Raw genomic sequence first — 19,474 nt, 5'->3', positions numbered from 1 at the left:
TCAGCCTTTCTTGCCGGCCAGCGCGTATTTGGCGATCTCGATGCCCATCGCCTTTTCGACGGAGGGGTAGACCGTGGGGTCGAGCACGCTGGCAGAGAGCGGAATGATATCCATCGGCACATGCAGGATGAAAACCTTCATGCCTTCGTGCAGTTGGCCGACGCTCAAGGGCTCGCCTTCCGGCGACAGCGTTGTGATGACGGAGGGGAAGGTCGCGAGCCGCTTGCCGCCGGTATCCTCGACGGCCATGTACTCGTTCATCACGTGCATGACGACGGCCTTGTCGCCTGAGCCTACAGTGACTGTGCCGATATCGAAGGCTTCCTTCGTGTAGACGACGTCCTTCTTGGTGATCATGCCTTCAGCCAGGATATGGCCGCCGGTGGTCTTGCAGATGGCGTCGATGACGGCACTGCCGCCCTTCTTTTCCGCCTCGATGATCGCTTCGCCGAGCGAAAGCGCCATGGAAATGCCGCCGAGCGCCGCGTGCGTGCGGACGTAAGAAGCGCGCAAGGGGTTGCGGCAGGAGGCGATGAAGCCGCCCGACTGGTCGGAGGCCGCGCGCAGGATCGGCGAAATCTTCGCCGTCGCACCCTTCACGACCAGCTCGATATAGCGATTCTCGGCGCGGTTGCCGCCCACGGCGGTCTGGATCATCTGCTCGGGCGAACCCGCCATGCCGATCGAGCCCATGTCGCCGGTGGGATGGGCGCGGATGTCACCCACCGCGTCCACCACCTTGGTTCCGAGAATGGCCGATGGCAGCCAGCCGTTCAGCGTCGAGGACTTGCCGTTCTGGCCGATGATCAGGCCGGAAAGCTTCTCGCCAAGCTCGTCCTGCAGCAGCTGGGCGGCCTTCACGTAATCGATGCCCTGCATTTCCCAGGGGGTCGTGGAGGCCGGTGCGCCGATGGCGGCGGCCGTCGCGATCCAGTCGTTGTCGTTCAATTCGTCGATCGACACCAGCTCCGGCTTGCCGACATTGACGGCCGCATAGCCGAGCATGCGGCCGTGATCGGCCCAGCCGCCGCCGCCGGCGGCATAAACGGAGCCACCCTTGACGGCCGCTTCCACATCCTTGGCAACGAGTACGCGTCCCATTGGCTACTCCCGGTTCTGTTTGAGGTTCTTGTCCATGTCGCGCACCGCTTCGAAGAGCACGGCGGCACCCATGGCGATGTCGTCATTCTCGGCCCACTCCTCGGCGCAGTGGCTGCGGCCTTCCTTGCAGGGCACGAAGATCATGGCGGCAGGGGCGACCTTGGCGATCCAGGCCGTGTCATGGCCGGCGCCGGAGGCCATGCGGCGATGCTTGGCGCCGACCGTCTCGCAGGCGCGCTCGAGCGTTTCGAGCAGCACCGGCGCGCCCGGCGTCGGCATGTTGTCGGAGACGCGCACCGGCGTATTGATCGTCACGCCGTAATCGGCGGCAATGGTCTTCACCTCGCCGTCGATCCAGGTGAGGAAATCCTCCATGTCGCCGCGGATTTCGGCACGGCCGTCGATCAGCAGAACGACCTTCGAGGGTACGACATTGGCGGCATTCGGCTCGATGCGGAATTCGCCGACGGTCGCGGCGAAATGGCCCGGCGTCTTTGCCTGTTCGGCGGCGCGTTGGCGAATGTCAAGGACCAATCGCGAGGCCGCTACCAGCGCATCCGCGCGGCGATCCATCGGCGTCGTGCCGGCGTGATCTGCGCGACCTTCCACGGTGATTTCGATGCGGGTGATGCCGGCGATCGCGGTGACGATGCCGATATCCTTGTTCTCGGCTTCCAGCACCGGACCCTGCTCGATATGCAGCTCCAGAAAACCGGCGAGATCCGGGCGCTTCTGGGAGAGCAGCACCGAAGGATCGCCGCCGACTTCGGCAATGCCCTGCGACAGCGTGCGGTCGCCGCTCATGCGGGAAAGCCACGCCTCGGGAATCTGTCCGGTCATGCCGCGGCTGCCGATGCAGGAGACGCCGAAGATGCTGACTTCCTCAGCCAGGAAATCGACGATCTCCAGATCGTGGTCGAGTTCGATGCCGCGATCCTTCAAGGAGCGCGCGACTTCAAGTGCCGCGATCGTGCCGGCAATGCCGTCGAAGCGGCCGCCATCGGGAACGGTGTCGGAATGCGAGCCGACAAGGATCGTGCCGAGGCCCGGCTTGGCGCCTGCGCGCCGGCCGATCAGATTGCCGGCGGCATCGATCCGGGTCTCAAGCCCCGCCGCCTTCATCCGCGCGTCGATATAGGCGCGCCCTTCAAGGAAAAGCGGGGAGAAGGCGCGACGCGTCCAGGGATGGCCCGGATCGGTGATGCCGGCGAGCGCATCGATATCCTCGGCGATACGATCGGCGTTGACGGGCAGGTTGTGGCGCTTGGGGTCGGTCATCGGGCTGCATCTCCGGCAAGAATTTGGCGAGGCAAGGGACGGACAAAGCTGCCGGAGCCGGGTTCGGCCAGCACCTTCTGTCCCTCGGTAATCTGCTTGCCTCTAAGATAGGCGGCGGACACAGTCCAGGGCAGGCGGATACCGTTATAGGGGCTCCAGCCGACGACGTTGTTGCCGCTTGCCGCTGCGTCATAAACCATTTCGCGTGGCTCCAGCACGACGATGTCGGCATCCTTGCCCGGCGTCAGCGCGCCCTTGACGTGGTCGAGGCGGAAATGCCTGGCCGGGTTCTCCGCCATCAGCTTCGCGGCCCAGGTAAGCGGCACGCCGCGTTGCAGAGCTCCCTTGACGAAGAGCGGCACCATGACCTCCAGTCCCGGCACGCCGGAAGCGTTCGCCAGCATGTCCGGATTGGTCTTGCGGTTTTCCGACCAGCTGACGTGGTCGGTCGAGACGAGCCAGACATTGCCCTCCGCCACTTTGCGCCACAAGGTTTCCACTTCGGCGCGCGGGCGGATGGGCGGATTGATTTTCGCCTTGCCGCCGAGACGCCGCACATCGTTTTCTTCGTCGAGCGTCAGGTAATGGATGCAGCATTCGACTGTCGCTTCGAAGCCGTCGCGGCGATAGGCGCGGGCGATGTCGTAGCCGCGGCCGAGCGAGCAATGCACGACATGCGCCGGGCAGCCGGTATCTGCACCCGTCTCGAAGATCGTATGCATGGCGAGAAGCTCGGTAATTGGTGGGCGGGAAAGGCCGTGGGCGCGGTAGTCGGTAACACCGCTTGCCTTGACCTGCTCCATATAGGCGCGCACCGCTTCGTCATCCTCGTTGTGGACGCCGGCGGTCAGGCCCGTTGACGCGATCGCGGCAAAGCAGGCATCGAGCAGGGCGGGCGGAATGCGCGGAAAGCGTTTCGGATCCGTGCCGAAGGTGGAGAATTTGAAGGCGGCGACACCGGCCTCGACCATCTCGGCGATACGCGCCGGGCCTTCTTCCGGGTCGATCGTGCCATAGAGGGCGAAGTCGACGCGCGATTGCGGCGCGGCATGATCGATCTTCTTCTTCACCGATGCTGCCGAGCAGACGAGATTGCCTTCGTCATAGGGCATATCGACGATGGTGGTGACGCCGCCAGCGGCTGCCGAACGCGTTGACCAGATGAAATCCTCCTGATCCTTCTGGGACAGGGAGTGGGTTTGCGCGTCGATCGCGCCAGGCAGGATCAGCGCCTTGCCGAGTAGATGCCGCTCGCGGGCAGCCGGCGGCACGCCGATGCCCACCTCGGCGATCTTGCCGTCGCTGACGGCGACATAGCCGGCTTCCACGATGCGTCCAGGCAAAACCACGGTGCCTTGCAGAACTAGATCGAAATCGGCCATGTGCATTCTCTCCGCCGGTCGGTTGGTTCAGTCGGTTGGTTCAGATGGCAACGGTGTCGTGATAAAGCCGCTCTTCGACCCGCTCCAGCGAGCCGAGCGCAAAGAAATCATCATAGGCGATGATGGGCTTATGGGCGATCAATTCCGAAACGAACGCCTCTGAGGCCAGTTCTTCCTCGATCGCCTCGACTTCGGCCGAAAGGGGACGGTCGACGACATAGAAATCCGCATGTTTGCGCACGACGTCGTAGAGCATGCGCGCGACACCTTCCGGCTTGTCGCCGAGAATATCCATGGCTTGGGCCGAAAGCAGGGCTTCGAGCGCCGCCAGGCGTTTCAGCGCCCGCATCTGCCGCTCGAAACGCTCGATGACGAGCGGCAGGAAGGCAGCCTCGTCTTCCATCCCGGCGGCAACTACCAGCGACTGGGCCGAGACCGGATTGGACATGGACAGAACGCGCGAGAAGATTTCGCCTGCCAGCTTGATGATCGGGCCGAAGCCGGTCGCGATCTTTCCTTCCGGAACGAGATTGACCGGCAGGCCGCGACGCTGGCCATTGCCGAGCAGGACGCAGCGATTGAAGGCGTTGCGCGCGGCGTGGGCCATGCAGATGACGGCTGCTTCGAGAAGCACGGTGACATCCAGCGGAAGGGAGCCACCCGAGGTCATCACACGCCCGTCGACGATGACGGGATTGTCGTCCGAGCGGCCGGTGGCGGCGAGGATCTTGTGGCCTGCCGTGAGCAGGTTTTCGATGACGGCGCCAAAGACCTGGGCGATCATGCGCAGGCTCAGCGGGTCCTGCACATGGGTTGCGACCGGCCAGGGCCATTCGTCCGAGGCATTGCAGAGCCAAGCGCCGATCAGAGCTTCGCGGGCAGTGCCGACATGGCGCACCGAAATCCAGGGATCGCGCGAAGCGCCGAGCGCGCCGGCCGCCATCATACCGGTCGCAAGCAGGACGCGGATCGACGCGGCGGCATTGCGGGTTGTCTCGGCAGCGGCGGCAAAGCTGACGGCATTGACGCTGAGCGAAGCGAGGCTGTCGCGCGGCATCATCCTTACGGGAGCGATGCCGGCAGCATCGAAGGCATCGGCCGCCTGCATGCGACGGCCGCGATAGACTGCTTCACCAACGCCCGTCAGAACTGCGCCGATCTGCCCCATCAGGCCGATATCGGCGCAGCCGATCGAACCGGTGCGGCGGACGACGGGAATGACGTCGGCGCTGAGAAGCTGCAGATAGGCCTGGATCAGTTCCTGCGAGCATCCGACCTGGCCGGTGAGAGCAGTGTTGACCCGGATCGCCATGGCATTGCGGACGACCGACATGGAAAAGGGTGCGCCGGTGCCGAAGTGATGGGCGCGCACGAGGCCGAGATTGAAGGCATCGAGATCTTCGGGAGACCACTCGACATCCTTCATGGCGCCGACGCCGGTGGTGGAGCCATAGACGGGCATGCCGGATTGGATCGTGCTTTCAAGAACGCTGCGCGCCAGCCGCACCCGCGCCATGCCGGTTTCCGATGCCGAGGGCAGGGCGACACCCGCCCCGATCCGCACCAGGTCGCTGAACCCAAGGGGTTGCCCGGTGAGTTCGATGCCGGCTCTCTGACGCTCCATGTCTTTTGTTCTCCTTTTTCGCAAGGCTATGCGAGCCTTATCGCCAATGGGATATCCCAAATGGCGAACACCTCGATAGGCGGCATAGGATTGAATTTTGGAGCGAGTTCAGCCGCCGCGCAACTCTGTGTTTGCGCGGGTCCAGTACTTCGACGAAACACGGTGGGCTTTGCGGGTTAGCTCACATGCCAGGCGATATAGAGCAGCGTCAGCGCAATCACCCATAGCGCGAAACGACCGGAGCGGCTGTGCTTGGCTTCAGCCTTGCCGATCGCTTCTGCCGTCTGCGGATCGAAGCGCAGGCCGTTTTCGCTCATGTGCAGGAGTTCGTGATGGAACTTCTCGGTCTTGGCGGCGATTTCAGGTGCCGCTTCGGCAAGCTTCACCGCGGCCTTCAAGCCGTCCTTCAGGTCGGTCATGATCCGCTTGGGGCCGAGATTGGTGCGGATCCAGTCGCCGACCACCGGTTCTGATGCTTTCCACATGTTGAAGCGCGGATTGAGCATGCGCGACACGCCCTCGACCACCACCATGGTCTTCTGCAGCATCACCAGTTCGGGCCGTGTTTCCATGTCGAAGAGTTCGGTCACTTCAAACAGCAGGGTCAGAAGCTTGCCCATGGAGATCGTCTCGGCCGGCTGTCCATGGATCGGCTCGCCGATCGCGCGGATGGCCTGAGCGAAGCTCTCTGTATTGTGATGCGCGGGCACATAGCCGGCCTCGAAATGCACCTCTGCGACGCGGACATAGTCGCGGGTAATGAAGCCGTAGAGGATTTCGGCGAGGAAGCGGCGCTCCTTCTTGCCCAGACGGCCGACAATGCCCATGTCGACGGCGACGATCATGCCGGCCGCATCGACAAAGAGGTTGCCGGGATGCATGTCGGCATGGAAGAAGCCGTCGCGCAGCGTATGGCGGAGGAAGGACTGGATCAGCGCGTCGGCGAGCATGTTGAGGTCGTGGCCGGCGGCCTTCAGCCCCTCGACGTCGGACATCTTCACGCCGTCGATCCACTCCATGGTGATGACGTCGCGCCCCGTGCGTTCCCAATCCACCTTCGGAACGCGGAAGCCCGGATCCTTCTCGGTATTTTCGGCAATTTCCGAGAGCGCGGCCGCTTCCAGCCGCAGATCCATCTCGACCTTCGTGGTCTGCTCGAGCGTCTTCGTCACTTCCACCGGCCGAAGACGACGGCTGGAAGGCATGAAACGCTCCTGCAGCCGCGAGACGAGATACATCGCTCTGATATCGTTGGAAAAACGTTGGCGCACGCCCGGCCGTATCACCTTGACGGCAACGCGCTTGCGGCCTTCGGCCGTGTCGACCTCCGCCGGATGTACCTGTGCTATCGAAGCTGCTGCAATCGGCTCGCCGAAGCTGGCATAGAGATCGTCGATCCGCCGGCCAAGCGAAGACTCGATGGCTGCGGTTGCAGTCTCATGCGGGAAGAAGGCCATCCGGTCCTGAAGCTTCGACAGGTCGTTTGCCATGTCGACACCGACGACGTCGGGCCGGGTCGCCAGAAATTGGCCGATCTTCACATAGGAGGGGCCGAGCCGTTCCACCGCCTGCGCCAGCCGGTCGCTACGCGCCTGGCTCTTCGCCTTCCTGCGCGCAAAGATGCTGACGAAGGATTTGGCGAGGCTGACGGAGGGTGGCAACCCTTCCGACGGCAGCGCCATGACCACGCCTTCGCGCACGAGCACCCAGCCGACCCGGATCAGGCCGAAATATGCGCTGAAAGCACTCATAGAGCAGTTCCAGGAAAAGTGCGTAGCGGTTTTTCGTCAGGAATTGCGTCAAAACAAAAAGATAGAGCCTCAAGGTCTCGGAAAGCGGAGGCCATAAGCCGCATCGCATGGCTCGACATCATGCTTCAGAGCTTCCAGCCGGAGTGCAGCGCGGCGATGCCGCCGGTATAATTGGTGAAGCTCACGCGCGAGAAGCCGGCCTCGCGGATCATCGTCGCGAAGTCCTGCTGGTTCGGGAACTTGCGGATCGATTCCACCAGATACTGATAGGGCTCGGCATCGCCTGTGATCGCCTTGCCGAATTTCGGAATGGCGTTGAAGGACCAGGCGTCGTAAACGCGGTCGAGCAGCGGCAGATCGACTTCGGAGAATTCGAGCACGAGCAGCCGGCCGCCGCGCTTCAGCACGCGATAGGCTTCCTTCAGCGCGACATCAATACGCGGCACGTTGCGGATGCCGAAAGCGATCGTATAGGCGTCGAAGGAATTCGGCTCGAAGGGCAGTTCCTCGGCATTCGCCTCGACGAAGGTGAGGTTGTCCGAAAGCTTCTTCTTTTCCGCGCGCTCGGCGCCGACGGCAAGCATCGAGCCGTTGATGTCGAGCACGGTCGCATGCGCGAGCCGGTTCGAGGCTTCCACGATGCGAAAAGCGATATCGCCCGTGCCGCCCGCCACGTCGAGCAGCTTGTAGGACGGATCCTTGCGGGGGTTGAGCGCCGCAACCATCGCATCCTTCCAGGCGCGATGCATGCCCATGGACATGACGTCGTTCATGACGTCGTAGCGCTTGGCGACCTTATGGAACACCTCGTTGACGAGGCCCTGCTTTTCGCCATCGGCCACTTCGCGGAAGCCATAGGATGTTTCCATGCCGCCATCGGCGGAGGTGCGGCTTTCTGCCATCGGCTCAACTCCGTTACGCTACAGCGCCGCGCGTCATATGTGATGCGCAAGGTCGCCGTAACACATTAAATCGTCTACATAATTTCAATTTTAGATCGATTCCGATCCAAGGAATTATGCAGTATTCCGCGGCGGACCATAGCGAAATCGCGATTGCCACGCTATCTCATCAGCCAGATCACCAGCCGCGATGCTTTGGGCTATAGCCCAGATCATAAGCGGTTGAAACATAAAGATGGATAGCCATGCCGGAATTACCAGAGGTCGAAACGGTCAGACGCGGGCTGGCGCCCTCCATGGAAGGTGCTGTTCTCAGGGAACTGGAACTGCGCCGCAACGATCTGCGCTTTCCTTTCCCCGCCGATTTCGCCCGGCATGTTTCGGGCCGCGGCATCACGTCGCTGTCGCGCCGCGCCAAGTACCTGCTGATCGATCTGGAAGATGGCAAGACCATCATCGCGCATCTCGGCATGTCCGGCTCGTTCCGGGTGGAGGCAGGGGCGGCGGAGACACCCGGAACCTTCCATCATCCACGCTCCAAGGACGAGAAACACGATCATGTCGTCTTCCATCTGACAGCCGGCAGCGGCAATGCGCGCGTCATCTATAATGACCCGCGCCGCTTCGGCTTCATGGACATCGTCAGGCGGGCCGATATGGCCACGCATCCCTTCTTCCGCGATCTCGGTCCGGAACCCACGGGTAATGAACTCGGCGCTGATTACCTGGCTAAGCGTTTTCTTGGCAAGGCGCAGCCACTGAAAAGCGCATTGCTCGACCAGAAGAATATCGCCGGCCTTGGCAATATATATGTGTGCGAGGCACTGTGGCGCTCCCACCTGTCGCCGCTGCGCGCCGCTGGCACGCTGGTGACGGATACCGGCAAGCCGACCGAAGCGCTGCTGACGCTGGTCGAGGCGATCCGGGAGGTCATTGCCGATGCGATCGCCGCAGGTGGCTCGTCCTTGCGCGATCATATCCAGACGGACGGTTCGCTCGGCTATTTCCAGCATTCCTTTTCCGTCTATGATCGTGAGGCGCAGCCTTGCAGTACGCCCGGTTGCGGCGGTACGGTCAGCCGCATCGTCCAGGCGGGGCGCTCTTCTTTCTACTGCGCCTCCTGCCAGGGCTGATTGAAGGGCCAAGCTGTTTTAAAGGGCCAAAGCTGATTTAACGGGAGAGAGAAGTGGCTTACGAAACCCTCATCGTCGAAACACATGGTGCCGTCGGTCTCGTCAGGATCAATCGGCCGCAGGCGCTGAATGCGCTGAACTCAACCGTCCTCTCGGAGCTGAAGCAGGCCTATGCCGCTTTTCATCTCGATGATGCCATCGGAGCGATCGTGCTCACCGGTTCGGAAAAAGCCTTTGCCGCCGGCGCCGATATCAAGGAAATGCAGTCGCTCGATTTCGTCGACGCCTATAAGAATGACCTCTTCAGCGGCTGGGCCGAGATCGCCAATGCCCGCAAGCCCGTCATCGCGGCGGTCAGCGGCTTTGCGCTCGGCGGCGGCTGCGAAGTGGCGATGATGTGCGATTTCATCATCGCTTCGGAAACCGCCAAATTCGGCCAGCCGGAAATTACGCTCGGCGTCATTCCCGGCATGGGCGGCTCCCAGCGACTCACACGTGCCGTCGGCAAGGCGAAGGCGATGGATCTGGTGTTGACCGGCCGGATGATGGATGCGGCAGAGGCGGAGCGTGCAGGTCTCGTGGCGCGCGTCGTGCCGGCAGACAAGCTCTTGGACGAGGCGCTGGCCGCCGCCGCCAAGATCGCATCGCTGTCGCGGCCTTCGGTGCTGATGGCCAAGGAAGCGGTCAACCGTGCTTTCGAAACCACGCTCGAGGAGGGACTGCGGTTCGAGCGCCGCCTGTTCCATAGCCTGTTTGCCACGGAGGATCAGAAGGAGGGCATGGCGGCCTTCGTCGAGAAGCGCAAGCCGTCCTTCAAGAACCGCTAGGGGCCGGGATTGAGGAATTACGCGGGTTTGGCGAGAATCCGCGTTGACGCCGCGGCTCATTCCGGTTATATGCCCGCCACAGTTTGGAAAGCCGCTCTGGTTTTCCGCAATTGCTCCCGCATTGCTGGATGAAGTGGCCGCAGGGCCCGCGCTGCAACGATGGAGTTTTGTTCGAATTCTAAGAGAGGCATACATGGCCAATACTACCTCGGCGAAAAAAGCGACCCGCAAGATCGCCCGCCGCACCGATGTCAACAAGGCTCGTCGCTCGCGCGTTCGCACGTTCGTTCGCCAGGTCGAAGAAGCCATCGCATCGGGTGATGCAGATCGCGCAAAGGCAGCTTTCGTTGCTGCTCAGCCGGAGCTGGCTCGCGCAGCCACCAAGGGCGTGCTTCACGCCAACACCGCTTCCCGCAAGGTTTCGCGTCTTGCCAAGCGTGTGAAGGCTCTTTCGGCCCCGACTGCATAATCTTTCGTTAACGATTTAATCGTTAGAGTTAAGCCCGGCCCTCGCGCCGGGCTTTTTGGATTCGGCCAAAAAAATGCCGCATTGCCAAAAATGGCCGGCCGATCATGTCATTGACGTGACAGAAATATACCTTTGGAAACAAGGGCTTGCGGCAGGATATCCCAGCGCTGGGTGATCTGCATGACGCATTGCCGGCTCACAACTGAGTCAAGGGATTTTTTATTTTTTTTCTTTTGAAAGCTGTGGGAATCGCGCTCGGCAGGAATCTCTTTGATTCAACAGCGATTCTTTTTTGAAGGGCTTGTGACAGTCAAAAATGACCTCCCGAGTCAATGGCTGCCTCTTAATTTTGTGTAAAATTCATCGTTGATATCTGCCTTCGATCCTGCCTAAATGCTTTTCAACAAGGGGCGCGGATCTCACCTTAAACAGCTTCGGCAAACATCGTCGCTTAGGACGGTGTGGGTGGTTTTGTCTCTTGTAACGGAGCAGTTCAGTTTCGTTTTTTCAAACAGTTGACGAGTAAAAACCGGAAGCGGCAGCGCTTGCGGAACGAGGAAGCTTGTCTGTCCTTTGCGGCCCAATTTATTGGCGTGGCTGCAGGGAGGGGAGAAAAATTGACAGCCGTCGGGGCATTCAGTCGGAATACGAGGGCCGATTGATGCTCCGGTTACAGACGCCGGGACGAGAACAGCTTTGAAGAGCGGTTTTCGCCACAGTGCTTCTGTAAAGCCCGCTGGCCGGGCGTGGCTGATGAACCGGTATGCGGCGCAGCTTGAGACAACGAGCGTGACCGTCATGCCATGGCGAAGAACCAAGGGCGGCAGTGAAGTGCTCTCGCCCTATAAAGAGACTGTGGAAGGCGGCACTATATGCAGATACATACGAGGACGACGGGTGCGTTGGAAAATGGGGACAATGCGCAGGCGTTCGGTGCGGTTTGCTTAGAAGCGGCGGGGGAAAAGGGTGACGTGGCGCAAAGTAATTTGTTCGAGCGCGTCAGCGCGCGCTTGAAAGCTCAGGTCGGACCCGATGTCTATGCCAGCTGGTTTGCGCGGCTCAAGCTTCATTCGGTATCGAAGAGCGTCGTTCGTCTCACGGTCCCGACGACTTTTCTGAAGTCATGGATCAACAATCGCTATCTCGACCTGATTACCAGCCTGTTCCAGGCTGAGGATGCCGAGATACTCAAAGTCGAAATTCTGGTGCGCACTGCGACCCGGCAGGGCGCGAAGCCATGCGCCGACGAGCAGCCGGCCGTGCCGGATCAAGCGGCTGTCGCTCCGATCCGTCGCGCCGTCGCTCAGCCAGCCGGTCAGGTCGTTGCCCAGGCCGTGGGTGCAGCTGCGGCTGCGCGGCCCGCAACGGCAGGTGCGCCGCTTTTCGGCTCTCCGCTCGATTCCCGCTTCACTTTCGATACTTTCGTCGAAGGCGGCTCGAACCGTGTTAGCCTGGCAGCGGCTAAGACTATCGCTGAAGCCGGCTCCGGCGCGGTGCGCTTCAACCCGCTCTTCGTCCATGCAACGGTCGGTCTCGGCAAGACCCATCTGCTGCAGGCGATCGCCAATGCAGCCGTGCAGAACCCGCGCGGCCTGCGGGTCGTCTATCTGACGGCGGAATACTTCATGTGGCGCTTCGCAACCGCGATCCGCGACAATGACGCGCTGACGCTGAAGGACTCGCTACGCAACATCGACCTGCTCATCATCGACGACATGCAGTTCCTGCAGGGCAAGATGATCCAGCACGAGTTCTGCCATCTCCTGAACATGCTGCTCGACAGCGCCAAGCAGGTCGTCGTTGCTGCTGATCGCGCTCCCTGGGAGCTGGAATCGCTCGACCCGCGCGTGCGTTCGCGCCTGCAGGGCGGCGTGGCGATCGAAGTCGAGGCACCGGACTATGAAATGCGCCTTGAGATCCTCAAGCGCCGCCTCGATGCTGCCCGTCAGGACGATCCGTCGCTGGAAATCCCGGCGGAGATCCTCTCGCATGTCGCCCGCAATGTGACCGCCAGCGGCCGCGAGCTGGAGGGAGCCTTCAACCAGCTCATCTTCCGTCGCTCCTTCGAGCCGAACCTGACGGTTGAGCGTGTCGACGAGCTGCTTGCGCATCTGGTTGGTTCCGGCGAACCGCGCCGTGTCCGCATCGAGGACATCCAGCGCATCGTCGCACGTCACTACAATGTCTCGCGCCAGGAGCTGGTCTCGAACCGCCGCACGCGCGTCATCGTCAAGCCGCGCCAGATCGCCATGTATCTGTCGAAGACGCTCACGCCGCGCTCCTTCCCGGAGATCGGCCGTCGCTTCGGTGGTCGCGATCACACGACCGTGCTGCATGCGGTGCGCAAGATCGAGGAACTGATTTCCGGCGATAGCAAGCTGTCGCATGAGATCGAGCTGCTGAAGCGCCTCATCAACGAATAAGCCGAGCGATCGGCTTCACTATACAGTCTACGGCCGGCTTGATCGCCGGCCGTTTCTTTTGGGATGATAGCCGGAACGAAAGCACGGCTACGCCGGCGGCGTCGTGCGCGAGACCTCGGAAAACAGCCAGGCCCGCAGCGCCGCGATTGCCGGCCTTTCCAGCGCACCCGGCTGATAGACGAGATGATAGGCGAGTGCGCTCGCAAATCCGGTCGGGAAGGGCGCAACGAGCGTGCCTTCCGCCAGTTCCTGCTCCACGAAGGACCGGCGCATCAAGGCGATGCCGAGCCCTGCTTTCATGGCGTGGTAGGCGCCCATGCCGTCCGTGAAGACCGGCCCATGCATGGCATCCACCCGCGTTGCCCCGACGGCCTGCAGCCAGAGCTCCCAGTCGCGCCGATAGACATCGTGGATCAACGTCAGTGTGGCGAGATCGTCGACCGCAGGGGAGGGGCCGAGTGCCGCCGCCATCTCCGGCGTACAGACCGGAACATATTCGTCATCGAGGAATCTCTCGCTTGCCAATCCCTCGTAGCCGCCGAGGCCGTGACGAATGGCGATGTCGATCCCATCTCGGTGGAAGTCCATGATGCGGTAGGAAGCGCTGATGCGCAGATCGATATCGGGATGCGCCTCCTCGAAGCGTCGCAGCCGCGGCACCAGCCAATGTGTGGCAAAGCCGGCGGTGCAGGTAAGGGTCAGCACTGTATCCTTGGAGCGCATTGCGAGAGCTGCCGTTGCCTCTCGGATGAGCCGGAAAGCCGTCCGCATCGTTGCGAAATATTCGGCTCCATTAGTCGTTAAGGCGAGGCTGCGTGCCCGGCGCTCGAAAAGCCGCACGCCGAGCGCGCTTTCGAGGTCGCGGATCTGCAGGCTGATGGCACCCGGCGTCACATGCAGCTCGTTTGCGGCAAGCGTCATGCTCAGGTGCCGGGCGGAGGCTTCGAAGGCGCGCAGCGCCGAAAGGGATGGCAGTTGATCCATGATGATTGAGTTCGACTAAATCATTGTTCGAAAAAGACTCGTTTGTCAGAGCCTCGATATCGCGAGATTATTGCAACAATTCTGATGGTTGGCAATGATGTCAGGCAAAGCAGTAAGTAAGTAAAACTCAATCAGTAAGATGCTGGAGATGGTCTCATGTCACAGAAATCCATGGGCGCAGTCGAGTGGGGCATGCTGGTCGCTCTGTCCATTCTTTGGGGCGGCTCCTTCTTGTTCAACGGCATTCTGGTGCGCGAGCTTCCGCCCTTCACCATCGTCACCGCGCGTGTCGCGATCGCCGCCATTGCGCTGCATGTCATCGTGCGTGCAACGGGGCACGCCATGCCGAAAGATCGTCAGACCTGGCTCGCCTTCTTCGGCATGGGCTTCCTCAACAATGTCATTCCGTTCCTGCTGATCGTCTGGGGGCAGACGCATATCGCGAGTGGGCTCGCCTCGATCCTCAACGCCACCACGCCGCTCTTTGCCGTCGTCGTGGCCCACTTCCTGACCGAGGATGAGAAGATGACAGGCAATCGCCTGATCGGCGTCATCGTCGGCTTTGCCGGCGTGGCCCTGATGATCGGCCCATCGGTGCTCGCAAGCCTCGGTTCGAACGTGCTGGCACAGCTTGCCGTGCTGGGCGCCGCTTTCAGCTATTCGCTGGCCGGCATATTCGGTCGGCGTTTCCGCCGCATGGGGCTCGCACCGATCATTCCTGCCGCCGGTCAGGTCACCGGCTCGGCCATTCTGCTGCTGCCGATCGCGCTCTTCGCGGATCGCCCCTGGACGCTGGCAATGCCGTCGACCGAGACCTGGCTGGCGCTCGCCGGCCTGGCAATCCTGTCGACCGCTGTCGCCTATGTGCTGTTTTTCCGCATCCTTGCGACGGCCGGCGCCACCAACCTGATGCTGGTGACCTTCCTCATCCCCGTCAGCGCGATCCTGCTGGGTGCGCTCATCCTTGGCGAGAGCCTGCAGCCGAAGCATTTCATCGGCATGGCGCTGATCGCGGTCGGCCTTGCGGCAATCGACGGACGCCTCTTCACCCTCCCCTTGAGAAGGAGGGTCGGCACGTAGTGCCAGGGTGGGGTGATCTCGGTCAGAGCTGAGACACCCTCAAGGGTGAGGGGATTAACAGGCGAGATCGGCGACGACCGAATCGAGAACCAGCATTCCCGCCGGCGTGCAGCGCAGGCGGGAATTGCCGATCCGCTCTATGAAACCGTGTTCCAGTAAAAATGCCTCGCGCTGCGGATCAGGGTCACGGCCGGAAAGCTGCTGCCAGCGGGCGAGATCGACGCCTTCGCGCAGCCGCAGTCCCATCAGTAGCAATTCGTCGGCCTGCTCATCGAACCCAAGCATTTCCTGGTCGACCATGCCGTGGCCGTCGCGCTCGACCATCTCGAGCCAGCTCTCCGGCTTGCGCTCGGTGGCGGTCGCAAGCTTCTGGGGGCCACGGGTCAGGCGGCCATGCGCGCCGGGGCCGATGCCGGCATAGTCGCCGTAACGCCAGTAGGTGAGGTTATGACGGCTTTCGGCGCCGGGACGGGCGTGGTTGGAAACCTCGTAGGCCGGCATGCCCTCGCGCTCGGTAATCTCCTGTGTCGCTTCATAGAGCAGCGCCGACTGGTCGCCGTCGGGCACGATCAGCTTGCCGGCCTTGTGCAGGCCGTAGAAAGGCGTGCCTTCCTCGATGGTCAATTGATAGAGCGAGAGATGATCGACCGCATAGGAGATCGCCTCCTTCAGCTCGCGCTCCCATTCCTCGACCGTCTGGTTCGGCCGGGCATAGATGAGATCGAAGGACATGCGCGGAAAGATTTCGCGCGCCAGCCTGATCGCCTTCAGCGCATCGGCGACATCGTGCAGGCGGCCGAGGAACTTCAGGTCGCGGTCGTTCAGCGCCTGCACGCCCATCGAGACGCGGTTGACCCCAGCCGCGCGATAGCCGCGAAAGCGTTCCGCCTCGACGCTGGAGGGATTGGCCTCCATGGTGATTTCGATGCCGTCAGGCATATGCCAGGTCCTGGCAATACCATCGAGCACGGCGCCAACCGTCTCGGGCTTCATCAGCGAAGGCGTGCCGCCGCCGAGGAAGACGCTGGTCACCGTCTTCGGGCCGCTGATCATCCGCATCGTCGCCATTTCCTTCAGAAAGGCGGCGGCAAAACGTTCCTGATCGACAGGCTGATGCCGGACGTGGCTATTGAAATCGCAGTAAGGACACTTTGCTGCGCAAAAAGGCCAATGCACATAGATGCCGAAACCGGGTTCGCCGGTATCGGGCAGCAATTGCGCTCCGCGCATCAGATCCTCGGTATCCACGATTTCCACGAACTAAGCTTACGCCTCCAGGCAGGTTTCGACAAAGATCTTGAAGGCGCGGGCACGATGCGAGAGCGCCTGCTCATCGCCCGGCTTCCAGCCATGCTTCTGCTCGGCGCTCATTTCGCCGAACGTGGTCTCGTATCCCTGCGGCTGGAAGACCGGATCGTAGCCGAAGCCCTGGGTGCCGCGCGGCGGCCAGACGACGGTGCCTTCGACTTCGCCGCGGAAAAGCTCGGTATGTCCATCCGGCCAGGCAAGGCAGAGTACGCTGACGAAGCGGGCCGTGCGGCTCTCCGGTGAGGCGGCGCCAGCCTTCTCAAGCGCGGTCTCAACCTTCTGCATTGCCATGGCGAAGTCGCGCGTGCCATCAGCCGTTTCGGCCCAGTTGGCGGTATAGACGCCGGGATCGCCGCCAAGCGCATCGATCACCAGGCCGGAATCGTCCGAGAGCGCCGGCAGGCCGGAAGCATTCGCAGAGGCAAGCGCCTTGATCGTCGCATTTTCCTCGAAAGTCGTGCCCGTCTCGTCCGGCTCGATGAAGTTGAGATCGGCAGCGGACTTGGCGGCAAAGCCGAGAGGGCCGATGAGATCGCGAATTTCCTGGATCTTGCCGGCATTGTGGCTGGCAACGACGATGGTCTTGGTATCGAGCTTGCGCATGTCTTGTCCTGTCAAAGGCCCCAGATGCGGGGCTCGGCACATTCCAGGCTGTTGCCGGCCGGATCGCGGAAATAGATCGATCGGCCGCCATTCGGCCAGTGAAAATCGGCTTCGATATCGACACCGGCAGCCTTCAGCTTCTGCGCCATGGCCTCGATCTCGTTGCCATCGACGCGGAAGCACACGTGACCATGCCCCTTCGTGCCATGCGGCGGCACGGGCAGGGCACCCGGTTCGTGCGGCTTCACCGTTTCCCCGCTGTTGAAGATCAAGAGCACGCCCGGCCCGCAACGATAAAAGACGTGGCGATTGCCGCCCCGCGAAATCTTCCGCAGTCCGAGTACGCCACCATAGAAGGCCTCGGCCGCATCGAGATCGTCCGCATAGAGTGCGGTTTCAAGGACGCCTGCGAGTGTCGCATTGGTCAACGGATTAGCCCCTCACCCTAGCCCTCTCCCCGCAGGCGGGGAGAGGGGACGATCTCAATCTTGATCGCCCGCCGATTTCAACATGGTGAAGAGAGATGACGGAAGGTGCGTCTTGCCCCTTCTCCCCGTCGAGACGGGGAGAAGGTGGCCGATAGGCCGGATGAGGGGCAAGCTGCACGCTCGACATTCAAAATATCCTCAGGCGATGGCCTGCTTCTGCAGCTCCACCAGCTCGGCGATGCCGTTCTTGGCCAGATGCATCAGCGTGGCGAATTCCTCTTCGCTGAAGGGTGCGCCTTCAGCCGTTCCCTGGATCTCGACGATGCCGCCCTTGCCCGTCATGACGAAATTGGCGTCGGTTTCGGCCGAGGAATCCTCGAGATAGTCGAGGTCGATGACGGGCTGGTTGGCGAAGATGCCGCAGGAGATGGCGGCGATGTGATCCTTCAGCACACGCTCGACCTTCACCATGTTGCGGCTTTCCATCCACTTCAGGCAGTCGTAAAGCGCAATCCAGCCGCCGGTGATCGAGGCCGTGCGCGTGCCGCCATCTGCCTGGATGACGTCGCAATCGACCGTGATCTGGCGCTCGCCCAGTTCCTTGAGGTCGACGACGGCGCGCAGCGACCGGCCGATGAGGCGCTGGATTTCCTGCGTGCGACCGCCCTGCTTGCCGGCGGCTGCCTCGCGCTTCATGCGCTCGCCCGTCGCGCGCGGCAGCATGCCGTATTCGGCCGTGACCCAGCCCTTGCCGCTGTTGCGCAGCCATGGCGGCGTCTTGTCTTCCAGGCTTGCCGTGCAGAGCACATGCGTATCGCCGAATTTCACCAGGCAGGAGCCTTCCGCATGCTTGGAAAAATTGCGCTCGAACGACACCTTGCGCATCTGGTCGGTTTTTCTGCCTGAAGGCCGCATTCCACTCTCCTGAAAGTTCGTTGACCGCTTCTACGACCCACAGGCCGCTTTTGCAAAGGAAAAGCAGGCTGGAAAGCCCCTCGGCAGCCATGGCGACATTTTTCCCTTTTGCCATTGCTAACCGAATGATTATATTTTGGCTAAGGCTCAACGGAATGGATCTGACAGCGAAATGGTATTCACGACATCGTCGGTCTCGGATGTCATTGCTGCACTGGACGAACGCTCCAAGGAAATCTTCCGCCGCATCGTCGAAGGCTATCTGGAAAATGGCGAGCCATTGGGTTCGCGCAATCTTTCACGCCTGTTGCCGATGTCCTTGTCGCCGGCCTCGGTGCGCAATGTCATGAGCGATCTGGAAGAGCTGGGGCTTATCTACTCGCCGCATGTGAGCGCCGGCCGATTGCCGACGCAGGTGGGCCTGCGCTTCTTCGTCGATGCCTTCATGCAGGTCGGCGATCTCTCTGCCGAAGACCGCGCCAATATCGATCGGCAGGTGCGCGGCAGCAATCGCGACCAGCCAGTGGAATCCATGATGTCGGAGGCAAGCCGGGTGCTTTCGGGCATTTCACGCGGTGCCGGCTTGGTCATCACCTCGAAGAGCGATCCGGTGCTCAAGCATGTGGAGTTCATCCGGCTGGAACCGACCAAGGCGCTTGCCGTGCTCGTCGGCGATCACGATCAGGTGGAAAACCGCATCATCGAACTACCGGCCGGCACCACATCGTCGCAACTGACGGAAGCAGCCAATTTTCTCAATGCCCACATGACCGGCCAGACAATGCCGGAATTGCGGCGGCAGTTGCAAAGTCTCAAGGAGAGCGTGCGTCAGGAGCTGGATAGCCTCTCCCATCAGCTGGTCGAGCGTGGCATTGCCGTCTGGTCCGGCGGCGATGATGACGGCAAGCCGACGCAGCTCATCGTGCGCGGCCACTCCAATTTGCTCGCCGAAATCGGCGGTGTGGAGGATCTGGATCGCCTGCGCCTGCTTTTCGACGATCTGGAGAAGAAGGACAGCCTGATCGAGATCCTCAATCTCGCCGAAAGCGGCCCGGGCGTGCGCATCTTCATCGGCTCGGAAAACAAGCTCTTCTCGCTGTCCGGCTCGTCGCTGATCGTCGCGCCCTATCGCGACGAGGACGATCGCATCGTCGGTGCTGTCGGCGTCATCGGCCCGACGCGGCTGAATTATGCCCGCATCGTGCCCATGGTCGACTATACGGCCCAGCTGATTTCGCGGCTGACCCGGCCGGGGATCTGACGAGA

17 protein-coding genes are annotated in these 19,474 nt (G+C 61.8%); 6 read left to right on the top strand and 11 right to left on the bottom strand.

The features are described from left to right. From GA0061100_RS24625 to ubiE, 6 genes are all read right to left on the bottom strand, one after another. Nucleotides 1-1,101, bottom strand: coding sequence for a thiohydantoin desulfurase (locus GA0061100_RS24625; RefSeq protein ID WP_075855446.1), 1,101 nt, complete (start codon nucleotides 1,099-1,101; stop codon nucleotides 1-3). Between the two features lie 3 nt (nucleotides 1,102-1,104). Beyond that, nucleotides 1,105-2,379: a Zn-dependent hydrolase gene (locus GA0061100_RS24620; RefSeq protein WP_075855445.1), complete on the bottom strand. Its 1,275-nt coding sequence runs from the start codon at nucleotides 2,377-2,379 to the stop codon at nucleotides 1,105-1,107. After that, nucleotides 2,376-3,761, bottom strand: coding sequence for a dihydroorotase (locus GA0061100_RS24615; RefSeq protein ID WP_075855444.1), 1,386 nt, complete (start codon nucleotides 3,759-3,761; stop codon nucleotides 2,376-2,378). Before GA0061100_RS24615 ends, GA0061100_RS24620 begins: the two co-directional genes overlap by 4 nt. Before the next feature lie 40 nt (nucleotides 3,762-3,801). Continuing rightward, a complete protein-coding gene (locus GA0061100_RS24610; RefSeq protein WP_075855443.1) occupies nucleotides 3,802-5,385 on the bottom strand; it encodes an aromatic amino acid lyase in 1,584 nt (527 codons plus the stop codon). 176 nt (nucleotides 5,386-5,561) lie between these two features. Next, the gene (gene ubiB, locus GA0061100_RS24605; RefSeq protein WP_075855442.1) at nucleotides 5,562-7,136 is read right to left on the bottom strand and encodes a 2-polyprenylphenol 6-hydroxylase; all 1,575 of its coding nucleotides are present in this window, start codon (nucleotides 7,134-7,136) and stop codon (nucleotides 5,562-5,564) included. A gap of 125 nt (nucleotides 7,137-7,261) precedes the next feature. After that, nucleotides 7,262-8,038 (bottom strand): bifunctional demethylmenaquinone methyltransferase/2-methoxy-6-polyprenyl-1,4-benzoquinol methylase UbiE, encoded by a 777-nt coding sequence (gene ubiE, locus GA0061100_RS24600; RefSeq protein WP_075855441.1) that lies wholly within the window; start codon nucleotides 8,036-8,038, stop codon nucleotides 7,262-7,264. A gap of 245 nt (nucleotides 8,039-8,283) precedes the next feature. Here ubiE and mutM point away from each other — a divergent pair, with 245 nt between their 5' ends. The 4 genes from mutM to dnaA all read left to right on the top strand — a co-directional run bounded on the left by mutM (nucleotide 8,284) and on the right by dnaA (nucleotide 12,890). Next, nucleotides 8,284-9,171 carry a bifunctional DNA-formamidopyrimidine glycosylase/DNA-(apurinic or apyrimidinic site) lyase gene (mutM, locus tag GA0061100_RS24595; RefSeq protein WP_075855440.1) on the top strand — a complete coding sequence of 296 codons (888 nt, stop codon included), beginning with the start codon at nucleotides 8,284-8,286 and terminating at the stop codon, nucleotides 9,169-9,171. Nucleotides 9,172-9,224: 53 nt separating this feature from the next. Further along, entirely contained in the window at nucleotides 9,225-9,998 is a 774-nt protein-coding gene (locus tag GA0061100_RS24590) for an enoyl-CoA hydratase (RefSeq protein WP_075855439.1), read from the top strand. Nucleotides 9,999-10,191: 193 nt separating this feature from the next. After that, on the top strand, nucleotides 10,192-10,467 hold the full coding sequence (rpsT, locus tag GA0061100_RS24585) for a 30S ribosomal protein S20 (protein WP_004108374.1): 276 nt from the start codon (nucleotides 10,192-10,194) through the stop codon (nucleotides 10,465-10,467). 872 nt (nucleotides 10,468-11,339) lie between these two features. Beyond that, nucleotides 11,340-12,890, top strand: a complete 1,551-nt coding sequence (gene dnaA / locus GA0061100_RS24580; RefSeq protein ID WP_075855438.1) for a chromosomal replication initiator protein DnaA — start codon at nucleotides 11,340-11,342, stop codon at nucleotides 12,888-12,890. An 87-nt stretch (nucleotides 12,891-12,977) separates the two neighbouring features. On the opposite strand, the gene gcvA is transcribed toward dnaA, so the two are convergent. After that, a complete protein-coding gene (gene gcvA, locus GA0061100_RS24575; RefSeq protein WP_208621576.1) occupies nucleotides 12,978-13,874 on the bottom strand; it encodes a transcriptional regulator GcvA in 897 nt (298 codons plus the stop codon). 156 nt (nucleotides 13,875-14,030) lie between these two features. Between gcvA and GA0061100_RS24570 the strand changes: the two genes are divergently transcribed. Beyond that, entirely contained in the window at nucleotides 14,031-14,954 is a 924-nt protein-coding gene (locus GA0061100_RS24570) for a DMT family transporter (RefSeq protein ID WP_075855436.1), read from the top strand. A gap of 54 nt (nucleotides 14,955-15,008) precedes the next feature. Here the strand turns inward: GA0061100_RS24570 and hemW are convergent, their stop codons facing one another. The 4 genes from hemW to rph all read right to left on the bottom strand — a co-directional run bounded on the left by hemW (nucleotide 15,009) and on the right by rph (nucleotide 18,208). Continuing rightward, nucleotides 15,009-16,184, bottom strand: a complete 1,176-nt coding sequence (hemW, locus tag GA0061100_RS24565) for a radical SAM family heme chaperone HemW (RefSeq protein ID WP_075855496.1) — start codon at nucleotides 16,182-16,184, stop codon at nucleotides 15,009-15,011. A gap of 36 nt (nucleotides 16,185-16,220) precedes the next feature. Further along, nucleotides 16,221-16,865, bottom strand: coding sequence for an RdgB/HAM1 family non-canonical purine NTP pyrophosphatase (gene rdgB / locus GA0061100_RS24560; protein ID WP_075855435.1), 645 nt, complete (start codon nucleotides 16,863-16,865; stop codon nucleotides 16,221-16,223). Between the two features lie 11 nt (nucleotides 16,866-16,876). Next, nucleotides 16,877-17,293 carry a VOC family protein gene (locus GA0061100_RS24555; protein WP_075855434.1) on the bottom strand — a complete coding sequence of 139 codons (417 nt, stop codon included), beginning with the start codon at nucleotides 17,291-17,293 and terminating at the stop codon, nucleotides 16,877-16,879. A gap of 198 nt (nucleotides 17,294-17,491) precedes the next feature. Beyond that, complete coding sequence (rph, locus tag GA0061100_RS24550) at nucleotides 17,492-18,208, bottom strand: ribonuclease PH (RefSeq protein WP_075855433.1); 717 nt, start codon at nucleotides 18,206-18,208, stop codon at nucleotides 17,492-17,494. Between the two features lie 172 nt (nucleotides 18,209-18,380). Here rph and hrcA point away from each other — a divergent pair, with 172 nt between their 5' ends. Next, complete coding sequence (gene hrcA / locus GA0061100_RS24545; protein WP_075855432.1) at nucleotides 18,381-19,469, top strand: heat-inducible transcriptional repressor HrcA; 1,089 nt, start codon at nucleotides 18,381-18,383, stop codon at nucleotides 19,467-19,469. Nucleotides 19,470-19,474 lie beyond the last annotated feature (5 nt).

Source organism: Martinezella hainanensis (assembly GCF_900094555.1).
GTDB lineage: Bacteria > Pseudomonadota > Alphaproteobacteria > Rhizobiales > Rhizobiaceae > Rhizobium > Rhizobium hainanense.
Note: the sequence above shows the minus strand (reverse complement) of the source record. Positions and strands in the feature narration are given on the sequence as shown.